Source organism: Devosia sp. MC1541 (assembly GCF_012847305.1).
Lineage (GTDB): Bacteria > Pseudomonadota > Alphaproteobacteria > Rhizobiales > Devosiaceae > Devosia.
Map to the genome: position 1 here is coordinate 75,017 of NZ_JABBDZ010000016.1, position 10,262 is coordinate 85,278.

Sequence of the window (10,262 nt, forward strand, 5' to 3'; positions counted from 1 at the left end):
AAACCTATTTACGGCCTTCGGCGAAAAGAATGGTCGCGGCAAAACCAATGAAGACAGCCGCAAAGCTCCAGTTCAGAGCTTTTGAGACCCACTGATTATCACGCAGCGTCACAGTCAGCCACTCGGCAAACAGAACTGTGCCCACAACCACCGGAATAGACACGAGGATGAACTCCACACCGAGAAAGACCAGCTTTTGCGCCACCGCAGGATCTTCCGCCGAAACGAACTGAGGCAGGAAGGTCACGAAAAACAACGCCACCTTGGGGTTTGTAAGATTGATGGCAAGTCCTGTGAGATAGCTTTGAAAGAGACGTGGTTGCTTACCGCCTTCCCGCGAGACCAACAGGCCACCGCCCGACCGAACAGCTTGTATGGCGAGCCAAACCAGATAGAGCGCGCCCACTATTTTAAGCACCCAGAAGGCCGTCGGTGCGGCAACAATAAGCACTGAGATCCCGAAGGCTACGAGCATGGTGTGCACGGCAATGCCGGTGCTTGTCCCGAGCACTGCGGCGAAACCATGAGACCTGCCAAAATTCATCGTCCGCGACACAAACAGCGCCATATCGGGGCCGGGCGTAATCGCCAAAACGAAGCCGGCCAGTGCGAAAGTTAAAGTAACGGAGAGGTCTGGAATAAAGCTGGGCATCGGAACAATCTCAATAGACGGTGACAACCATCGCACCAATGGCCTTGTCTGACTAGCGCCCCAATCCGGCACGCCCTTTGACAGATGTCATTTTGTGCGGGGGTCCATGTAATCAACAGGCCAAACTTTATAGCGGCGGCACCCTGACTGAAGAGCACAACGACCGAGCGAACGCCCAAGAAATGAAAGTAAAATTTAGAGCATTTTATTCTGTAGCCCCGGACCAAACAGGAAAAAGCCCACAGCTCGATACGCCTAGAGAACGAATACATCTCCACTTAATTGCCCGTTAAGTGGCGACAGCTATTTTTTCACACGCCCATAAGGGCATAGGGGGAAGTAATGGCTTCGAAGACTGCTTCGCGAGTAAGCGACATTGCCGAAGCTTTGCTGCTTGACGCAGCTCTCGAAAACATTCCCTACGGCTTTTGTGTTTGGTCCTCACAATTCAAGCTCGAGATGTGGAACGAGCAGTACCGTAACCTCTATGGTTTTTCACCTGACGCCCTGCATCGCGGAATGACACTTGAGGATGTGGTGCACATCTCATCACGTCTGGGAAACCACCCCGGGCAGAGCGCAGAAGCTTTCTACGAGAGCTACACAAACGAGTTGTTGTCCAACCGATCAGGCACCCGTCACAAAAACCGCGAGACCCTTAGCTCTGGCCGAACCATCCAGACGGCCCATGTTTATTCCCCAAAACTCGGTTGGGTGGTCACACACGAAGATATCAGCGATGAAATCGCCAGCTTAGCGTCACAGAACAAGCGAAAACTGGAGCTTGAGCGCCAAAACATTCGCCTTGATGCTGCGGTAAACAATATTTCTATCGGGCTCTCGATGATGGATGCCAGAGGGCGCCTGATCATCTGCAACGAACCCTATGCGCGCATCTATAATTTGCCCGTTGAACTTTTGAAACTTGGCACCCAGCTTGAAGATATTCTGAGCCATCTTTTCGACATCGGGATGAGTTCCGGTAACACCCGTGAGGACTATATTTCCTGGCGACGAGAAGTGATTGCACGTCGGGAATACGGCAAAACCGTCCACGAGCTGAATGGCCGCATCATCTTGATGCAACACCATCCGATGAAAGATGGAGGCTTTGTTACGACACATGAAGACGTCACCGAGCAACGCAAAGCTGAAGCGCGCATCCAGCACCTAGCTCGTCATGACGCGCTGACGGATCTTCCCAACCGGATCGAATTTCTCGATCAGATGAAAAAGACCGAGGCCGACCTCCAACGCGGCGAGGTGGCTGCAGTTCTCTACATCGACCTCGATAATTTCAAGGTTGTAAACGACACGCTTGGCCACGCCGTGGGCGATGAGGTGATCAAACAGGCCGCCGTACGCCTGTGGGGTACGACAAGAGAAACCGATATTCTCGCGCGCCTCGGCGGTGATGAGTTCGCGCTGCTCCTGCGGCCACTCGACAGCGCAGACACAGCGGCCCGCGTTGCAGAGCGTATCGTTAAAGCCTTAAGCGCACCGATGAACATTGCGGGACAGCTGATCGAAATCGGCGCATCGGTGGGCATATCTGTGGGCCCAAACGATGGTACAGCCACCGATCAACTGGTCAAGAACGCCGACTTAGCGCTCTATAAAGCCAAAAGTGAAGGGCGCTCGACCTATCGTTTCTTTGAAACCGGCATGGACGCCGATTTGCAACAGCGCCGGTCGATTGAGGCAGGCCTACGCATGGCCATGCAGCGCAATGAATTGCGCCTAATGTTCCAACCCTTGTTTGGGCTAGCCGAAAACCGGGTCACCTGCGTCGAAGCTCTTCTCCGCTGGGACCACGATGATCGCACCGTGTCACCAGCAGAATTTGTACCCGTTGCCGAAGACACAGGATTGATTGTCCCTATCGGGCAATGGGTATTGGAGCACGCCTGCCGCACCGCGGCCACCTGGCCGCCAAATGTGCGTGTAGCCGTCAACCTCTCCCCGGTGCAGTTTCGACACAAGGATCTAGTTGCCCACGTTAAGCACGCACTCGAAAAATCTACGCTTTCGCCCGAGCGGCTAGAGCTGGAAATCACAGAGAGCTTGCTTCTCAACGATAGCGAAATCACCATGCGGGCGCTTCACGAGCTGCGCTCCATGGGCGTGCGCATTTCGATGGACGACTTTGGCACGGGTTATTCCTCGCTCAGCTATTTGCGGAGCTTCCCGTTCGACAAAATAAAAATTGACCGCTCATTCATGGCAGATCTGACCACCCGGCTCGACAGCCAGGCTATTATTGCAGCGGTTATCGGACTTGGTCGGGCCTTAGGGATGGAGACAACGGCGGAAGGTATCGAGACCGAGGAGCAGTTATCTCTGGTCCGCCAGCAAGGGGTATCCGAAGTGCAGGGCTTCCTGTTCTCACCACCCCTACCCGCCCAATCGCTGGCCAGCCTGCTTCTCTCGCAAGATATCCGCCCCTCGAACTTTCAGACAAACTGAGCATTGTGACTTAACCGCCCCCAGCTGACGCAACCCACTAGACCGTGCTCATGACTATTCTCATTCGCCCAGCTCAGGCTTCAGACCGCGCAGAGATCACTAAACTCCATATTGAAGTCGGCGCGAGCACCTATCGGGGAATGCAGCGCTGCCTCTGGACCGCCAAGCCGTTCCAATTCACTTGGTCGCGCTTGCGGCAAACACCCGCGCGATTGCATTTTATGAGAAGCTGCAAGGCAGGATAATCGAGAAAACCGCGCGTCCGCAGGACGATGGCCCCGATGTGGCGTTAGCGCGCTATCAGTGGAAGAGTGCCGCCGCACTCGCCCAAGCCGCACTCGCTCGGTCAAAAATCTGAGTTTCTGACGAGACACGGACACTTTTCAGCAAATGCGGGCAGCGGCTATGCATTTTGCAACCTTGTGAAAATGCGTCTTTTGCTATATTCAGCGCGCGACCCTGCCGGACCCTATCTCATTGGACCGGCACATTCATACTGCATGGTTTGTCCTTGCCAGCTCGCCGGATCGCTTCGGTGGGGCTGTTTTGCGGATCATGCCAATTGAGGCTGACCCACATATGAAATTGCGCAATATCGCGATTATTGCTCACGTTGACCACGGCAAGACGACCTTGATCGACGTTCTCCTGAAGCAGTCTGGTGTTTTCCGCGAAAACGAACGCGTTGAAGAACGCGCTATGGACAGCAACGACATCGAGCGCGAACGCGGCATTACCATTCTGGCGAAGGTCACCTCGCTCGTTTGGAATGACACTCGCATCAACATCGTTGACACCCCAGGCCACGCCGACTTCGGCGGCGAAGTAGAACGCATTCTGTCCATGGTGGACGGCGTGGTACTGCTCGTTGACGCGGCTGAAGGCCCAATGCCACAGACCAAGTTCGTACTTGGTAAGGCACTTGCACAGGGCCTGCGCCCGATCGTTGCCATCAACAAGATCGACAAGTCTGACGAACGTCACCTTGAAGTTCTCGAAGAAATCTTCGATCTGTTCATCGCGCTGGACGCGACCCCAGAACAGCTCGACTTCCCGGTTCTCTACGGTGCAGCCAAGCTCGGCTGGATGGCTAATGAACCCGACGGCGCACGCGAAAGCCTCGCACCGCTTCTCGACAAGGTAATCGAACACGTTCCAGAGCCGACCGTTGAAGAAGGTCAGTTCCGCATGCTCGTCACCACTATCGAGCGCAACCCCTTCCTCGGCCGCATTCTGTCGGGCCGCGTATATTCCGGTTCGGTCAAGGCCGGCGATCCAATCCACGCGCTGAACCGCGATGGCAAGATCGTTGAAAAGGGCCGTGTATCCAAGGTTCTCGCTTTCCGCGGCCTTGAGCGCAATCCAATCGATGAAGGTGTCGCAGGCGACATCGTCTCGATCGCAGGTCTTGAGACAACCACTGTGGCCGACACGATTTCGGTCCCACAGATTCTCACTCCACTTGCCGCTAAGCCTATCGATCCTCCAACCCTGTCGGTAACTTTCCGCATCAACGACGGCCCGCTGGCCGGTCGTGAAGGCGACAAGGTTCAGTCCCGCGTGATCCGCGAACGCCTGATGCGTGAAGCTGAAGGTAACGTCGCGATCCGTGTTACTCCAGGCGAGGACAACGACAGCTTTGACGTTGCTGGCCGTGGCGAATTGCAGCTTGCGGTTCTGATCGAAAACATGCGCCGCGAAGGCTTCGAGTTGACCATTGGTCGCCCGAAGGTTCTCTTCAAGGAAGAAAACGGCCAGAAGCTCGAGCCGATTGAAGAAGTCATCATCGACGTTGATGACGAGCACACTGGCGCAGTCGTCCAGAAGCTGACCGAACGCAAGGGTGAACTCACCGACATGCGTCCGTCCGGCGTTGGCCGTACCCGTATCATCCTGCTGGTTCCGACCCGCTCGCTGATTGGCTACCAGGCTGAACTTCTGTCCGACACACGCGGCACGGCAATCTTCAACCGCCTGTTCCACTCCTTCGTTCCGTTCAAGGGCGAACTGCCAACCCGTCGTACCGGCGTTCTGATTTCGAACGGTACCGGCCAGTCGGTTGCCTTTGCTCTGTGGAATCTGGAAGATCGTGGGCCGATCATGATCGACGCTGGCGTCGACATCTATGAAGGCATGATCGTTGGCGAACACAGCCGCGAAAACGACCTTGAAGTGAACGCGCTCAAGGGCAAGCAGCTTACCAACATCCGTACGACCTCGAAGGACGAAGCCGTTCGTCTGACGACCCCGAAAAAGCTGACGCTCGAACAGTCCCTCGGTTACATCGCCGACGACGAGTATGTGGAAGTGACCCCGAAGTCGATCCGCCTGCGCAAAATCTGGCTGGATCCGAACGATCGTAAGCGTATGAGCCGCGCTTCTAAGGTTAGCTAATCCCCTTAGCGAACACATAAGAAAATCCCCGCTTCGGCGGGGATTTTTGTTTTTGTACGTCTGGCAGAAACTTCTTGTTGCCCCGCGCAGGTAGACCCAAGGTCCGCACGCTGTCCTTGCGTGCGCATCTAAAACATTTCTTGAGGTCTACCCTATACTCGAGTGAAAAGGGTCGCGAGCAGACACCTGCAGAGTAAGGACGAAAAGAGCATGACTGACTGGATCATCCAGACCATTTCCGAGCTGGGTTATCTCGGCATATTTCTCGTCATGTTGGCCGAATCCATCTTCCCCCCCATTCCCTCTGAGCTGATCATTCCATTTGCTGGCTTTGCCGCCGCCAATGGTGACCTCAGCCTCGCTGGCGTGCTGATCACCGCCACCTTTGGAGCCGTCGTGGGCATGCTCCCATGGTACTTCGCTGGGCGCCTGTTTGGCCTCGACCGGGTGCGTTGGATGGCCGATAAGTTCGGTCGTCTCATGGCCTTCAATGCCGATGAAATCGACGTCGCCGTGGTCTGGTTCAAGCGCTATGGCCCGCTCATCGTGCTGTTCGGGCGTCTTATCCCGCTGATCCGCACGCTGATTTCCATTCCTGCAGGTCTATCACGCATGCCGTTGTGGATTTTTCTCTTGGCCTCCACCATCGGCTCGCTCATCTGGAACACGTTCCTCACCCTCGCCGGCTACATTTTGCACGAACACTACGAAGCCATCGAGGTATTTCTCGATCCGCTGAGCTACATCGTTCTAGCCGTCGTGATCGTGCTCTATATTTTCCGCGTCGTCACCTGGAAGCCCAGCGCCAACGCAAAATGAAATTGCATTCTGCAATGAATTTGCATTCTGCAACGCATGAAATACCGGTTCTAGACCCATATAAATTCGACATTAATCTTTAACGCAGGTTTTCGGGCAATCCGTAGTTTGGCATGGTTCCTGCAATATTTGAAATGTCCGGAATTTTTGTTTTGCGTACCGGTTCGTGAGTCATTTGGGGTTCTGTGTCGATGTCGCGGCCCAGAACCCCATGATCTTTTTATCTTGTCGCATGCATTCTGCTGCAAACGCGGCCAAATCCCTTGCGACAGCGCGCGGCACAACCTAGATAAAGCGCACCTATCAGGAGCAAGACATGCTAGCGCTACTTAGCGTCATCAACATTGTGCTCGACCTCTACAAATGGGTCATGCTTGCCATGATCATCATGAGCTGGTTGATCTCATTTAACGTCATCAATACGCGCAACCAGTTCGTTTATTCGGTCTGGCAGGTCCTTAACCAGCTCACAGAGCCCGTTCTGCGCCCGATCCGCCGCCTACTACCCAACATGAACGGCCTCGACCTATCGCCTTTGGTCGTGTTCCTGCTGATCATGTTCATCCAGCAATTCATCGGCATGTATGTCGTGAACTGGGTTATCGCCGCTGGCCTCTAATTTCTATTCGGTGACCGCTACAGGCGTCACCCTACACCTCCGCGTCACGCCCAATGCCGGGCGCGACGCCATAGATGGTCCCGAGACGCGCGACGACGGTAGCTGCTGTCTCCGGCTTCGCGTCAGCGCGGTCCCTGACAAGGGCAAGGCCAACGCTGCCGTCATCGCTCTCCTCGCTAAACAACTAAACCTGACCAAGTCAGCGATCAAACTTGTGTCCGGTGACACGGCGCGTTTCAAGACCTTAGCCATTGCTGGCGACGCCACAGTCATATCTAAAGCGCTAGAAACACTCACAAAGTAACTTTGCGCCAAAGACGTCCACATCACCATTGCCTAACTTCACAATAAAGTTAATCTTTGTTGCGGAAGGGGCTCTATTTCGTATGGAAGTGAACGAGGCAAAGACCTCGCCTCCATGTTGAGTCCCTGGAGGAAACATCGAGGGACTATCAATGGGTCTAGCACTTTGGCTGATCGTTATTAGCGGCGGTCTTTCTATTATTTATGGCGTTGTAACTACACAGAATTTGCTCAAAGCCGACGCGGGCTCAGCGCGTATGCAGGAAATTTCTGCGGCGGTTCGAGAAGGCGCTTCCGCCTATCTCAAGCGTCAATACACGACGATTGCTATCGTCGGTGCAGTCATCCTGATTGCTGCTTGGCTCTTGCTTGGCCCTTATGCCGCTATCGGTTTTCTGATTGGGGCTGTGCTGTCCGGGGCGGCTGGATTCATCGGTATGAATGTATCCGTTCGTGCCAACGTGCGTGTTGCCCAGGCTGCTATAGGCTCCCTGAGCAAAGGCCTTGATCTGGCATTCAAATCGGGTGCCGTAACCGGCATGTTAGTGGCAGGTTTGGGCCTTCTCGGTGTCACCCTCTATTTCATGTTGCTGACTGGGATGGGCTTTGCCCCAACCAGCCGCACGGTCATTGACGCCCTCGTGGCCCTTAGCTTTGGCGCTTCGCTTATCTCGATCTTCGCGCGTCTCGGCGGCGGTATCTTCACCAAGGGTGCTGACGTTGGCGGTGACATGGTGGGTAAAGTCGAAGCAGGCATTCCCGAAGATGATCCACGTAACCCCGCGACCATTGCTGATAACGTCGGCGACAATGTTGGCGACTGCGCGGGCATGGCGGCTGATCTCTTTGAAACCTATGTAGTGACCATTGTTGCTACCATGGTTCTTGCCGCCATCATCCTGCCGGAGCAGTTCAAACTCATTGGCATGATTCTGCCCCTTGCGATTGGCGGCGCTTGCGTCGTCACCTCCATCATCGGCACTTATTTCGTCAAGCTCGGTTCCGACAACAATATTATGGGGGCTCTGTATAAGGGCGTTATCGCCTCTGGCGTGCTCTCCCTGATTGCACTACTGCCTGTTCTCTGGCTCATGTTTGGCGATCTTAACGCGGCCATCGACGTGCAGGGCAAGACCTTTACTCCTTGGAGCCTGTTCTGGTGCGGCGCCACCGGCCTTGTAATTACCGGGCTGATTATCGTCATCACCGAATATTACACCGGCACCAACCGCCGTCCTGTCAATTCTATCGCCGAAGCTTCGGTCAGCGGCCACGGCACCAATGTCATTCAGGGCCTAGCAGTGTCGTTGGAATCAACCGCGCTACCCGCTCTGGTCATCATTGCAGGCATTATCGTAACATATTCGCTTGCGGGTCTTTTCGGTATCGCCATTGCAGTCTCCACCATGCTGGCTCTAGCCGGTATCATTGTCGCACTCGACGCCTTTGGCCCGGTCACCGACAATGCTGGCGGTATTGCTGAAATGGCCGGTCTCGATGCCTCGGTCCGTCACAATACCGACGCTCTCGATGCCGTCGGCAATACCACCAAGGCCGTCACCAAGGGCTATGCCATTGGCTCGGCTGGTTTGGGCGCACTTGTGCTCTTTGCCGCTTATACCGAAGACCTCAAACACTACTATACCGATCTCGACGTCAGTTTCGATCTGGCCAATCCCTATGTCGTAGTCGGCCTGCTCTTTGGCGGATTGCTGCCCTTCCTCTTTGGCGGGATGTCCATGACTGCAGTCGGCCGAGCAGCGCAGTCCGTTGTGGTAGAGGTTCGCCGCCAATTCAAAGCAGATCCAGGCATTATGGCGGGCACCTCAAAGCCGGATTACGCCCGGGCCGTCGATATGCTGACAAAGGCCGCGATCAAGGAGATGATTATCCCCTCTTTGCTTCCCGTCCTTTCGCCAATCTTTGTCTATGTCGTCATCAATGCAATTGCCGGACAGGCCAATGCCTTCTCCGCACTTGGCGCCATGTTGATGGGCGTCATTGTCACCGGCCTCTTCGTCGCTATTTCCATGACCGCCGGTGGTGGTGCTTGGGACAATGCCAAGAAGAGTTTTGAAGACGGGTTCACCGACAGCCACGGCGTTAAACATTACAAGGGCTCCGACGCCCATAAGGCCTCAGTCACCGGCGATACCGTCGGCGACCCCTACAAGGACACGGCAGGCCCTGCCGTTAATCCGATGATCAAGATCACCAACATCGTTGCCCTACTTCTCTTGGCGGTCCTCGCCAACATGGGCCTGTAACCCTCAATCGACGCTCGGACGGTCCACAAAACCGTCCGAGCAAACGACTCGACTGAAATTTACCGCTATTAGCTACCCACTGTAATGCCTTCTCATCGTGCATAGAAGGCCGCCACCTCAATGAGGAGGGCTTCCCAGACTGGCACGGCCGCACTTATGGAACTCGCAAGTTGCGGTGAACCACGGGAAACCCCCAACTGCGAATCTGGTACTCTTTTGAGAGATCGGTAGAACCTCTTTTCACCTCTCCCTCAGGGAAGAGGGTGCCCTCTTGGGCGAAGTGAAGATGCAAACGACTTCCCCTATTCTGAGCCTAGCATGCACAACACACACGGCTTTGCCTCCCTATCCCTTCCGAGGAGGGATTTAGGGTGCGGGGAGTTTTGGCCGGGATCGCCGCTTCTTCACCTCTCCCTTCGGGGGAGAGTTCGGCCCTCTAGGGCCGGGTGAGGTGGCTTATTGCGTGCCTGCAGCTCCAACCCAGCACACCGTTCTAGTCCCTCCCCCAGTTACGGGGGAGGTGAGGTGGGGGCAGTTGTACGGAGCTTAGAAACGCAAAAAGCCCCGCTGGTGAGCGGGGCTTTTTGTATTTGGTTTTGATGATCGTCGAGAGATTTTATGTTTTTGGCAGACCTTGCAGTGACCTACTCTCCCAAGTCTTGAGACTTAGTACCATTGGCGCGGAGGAATTTGACGGTCGAGTTCGGGATGGGATCGGGTCTTGGGCTCCTCGCAAGAACCA

7 protein-coding genes and 1 rRNA gene are annotated in these 10,262 nt (G+C 55.1%); 6 read left to right on the forward strand and 2 right to left on the reverse strand.

From position 1 onward, the window contains the following. Positions 1–4: 4 nt before the first annotated feature. Positions 5–652 (reverse strand): LysE family translocator, encoded by a 648-nt coding sequence (locus tag HKD40_RS14920; protein ID WP_169196581.1) that lies wholly within the window; start codon positions 650–652, stop codon positions 5–7. A 342-nt stretch (positions 653–994) separates the two neighbouring features. On the opposite strand from HKD40_RS14920, the gene HKD40_RS14925 reads away from it, so the two are divergent. From HKD40_RS14925 to HKD40_RS14950, 6 genes are all read left to right on the forward strand, one after another. Further along, positions 995–3,118: an EAL domain-containing protein gene (locus HKD40_RS14925; RefSeq protein ID WP_169196582.1), complete on the forward strand. Its 2,124-nt coding sequence runs from the start codon at positions 995–997 to the stop codon at positions 3,116–3,118. Positions 3,119–3,697: 579 nt separating this feature from the next. Beyond that, positions 3,698–5,512, forward strand: a complete 1,815-nt coding sequence (gene typA, locus HKD40_RS14930) for a translational GTPase TypA (RefSeq protein ID WP_169196593.1) — start codon at positions 3,698–3,700, stop codon at positions 5,510–5,512. A 210-nt stretch (positions 5,513–5,722) separates the two neighbouring features. Then, complete coding sequence (locus HKD40_RS14935) at positions 5,723–6,331, forward strand: DedA family protein (protein ID WP_169196583.1); 609 nt, start codon at positions 5,723–5,725, stop codon at positions 6,329–6,331. A 316-nt stretch (positions 6,332–6,647) separates the two neighbouring features. Next, positions 6,648–6,950 carry a YggT family protein gene (locus tag HKD40_RS14940; RefSeq protein WP_169196584.1) on the forward strand — a complete coding sequence of 101 codons (303 nt, stop codon included), beginning with the start codon at positions 6,648–6,650 and terminating at the stop codon, positions 6,948–6,950. Positions 6,951–6,960: 10 nt separating this feature from the next. Next, positions 6,961–7,254 (forward strand): DUF167 family protein, encoded by a 294-nt coding sequence (locus tag HKD40_RS14945; protein ID WP_169196585.1) that lies wholly within the window; start codon positions 6,961–6,963, stop codon positions 7,252–7,254. Positions 7,255–7,405: 151 nt separating this feature from the next. Then, entirely contained in the window at positions 7,406–9,520 is a 2,115-nt protein-coding gene (locus HKD40_RS14950; RefSeq protein WP_169196586.1) for a sodium-translocating pyrophosphatase, read from the forward strand. A gap of 631 nt (positions 9,521–10,151) precedes the next feature. Here the strand turns inward: HKD40_RS14950 and rrf are convergent. Continuing rightward, a 5S ribosomal RNA gene (gene rrf / locus HKD40_RS14955) occupies positions 10,152–10,262 on the reverse strand; the annotation flags it as partial.

Coding starts and splice junctions, on each gene's coding strand:
- HKD40_RS14950 (WP_169196586.1), top strand. CDS start 7,406: ATGGGTCTAGCACTTTGGCTGATCGTTATTAGCGGCGGTCTTTCTATT.
- typA (WP_169196593.1), top strand. CDS start 3,698: ATGAAATTGCGCAATATCGCGATTATTGCTCACGTTGACCACGGCAAG.
- HKD40_RS14920 (WP_169196581.1), bottom strand. CDS start 652: ATGCCCAGCTTTATTCCAGACCTCTCCGTTACTTTAACTTTCGCACTG.
- HKD40_RS14935 (WP_169196583.1), top strand. CDS start 5,723: ATGACTGACTGGATCATCCAGACCATTTCCGAGCTGGGTTATCTCGGC.
- HKD40_RS14940 (WP_169196584.1), top strand. CDS start 6,648: ATGCTAGCGCTACTTAGCGTCATCAACATTGTGCTCGACCTCTACAAA.
- HKD40_RS14925 (WP_169196582.1), top strand. CDS start 995: ATGGCTTCGAAGACTGCTTCGCGAGTAAGCGACATTGCCGAAGCTTTG.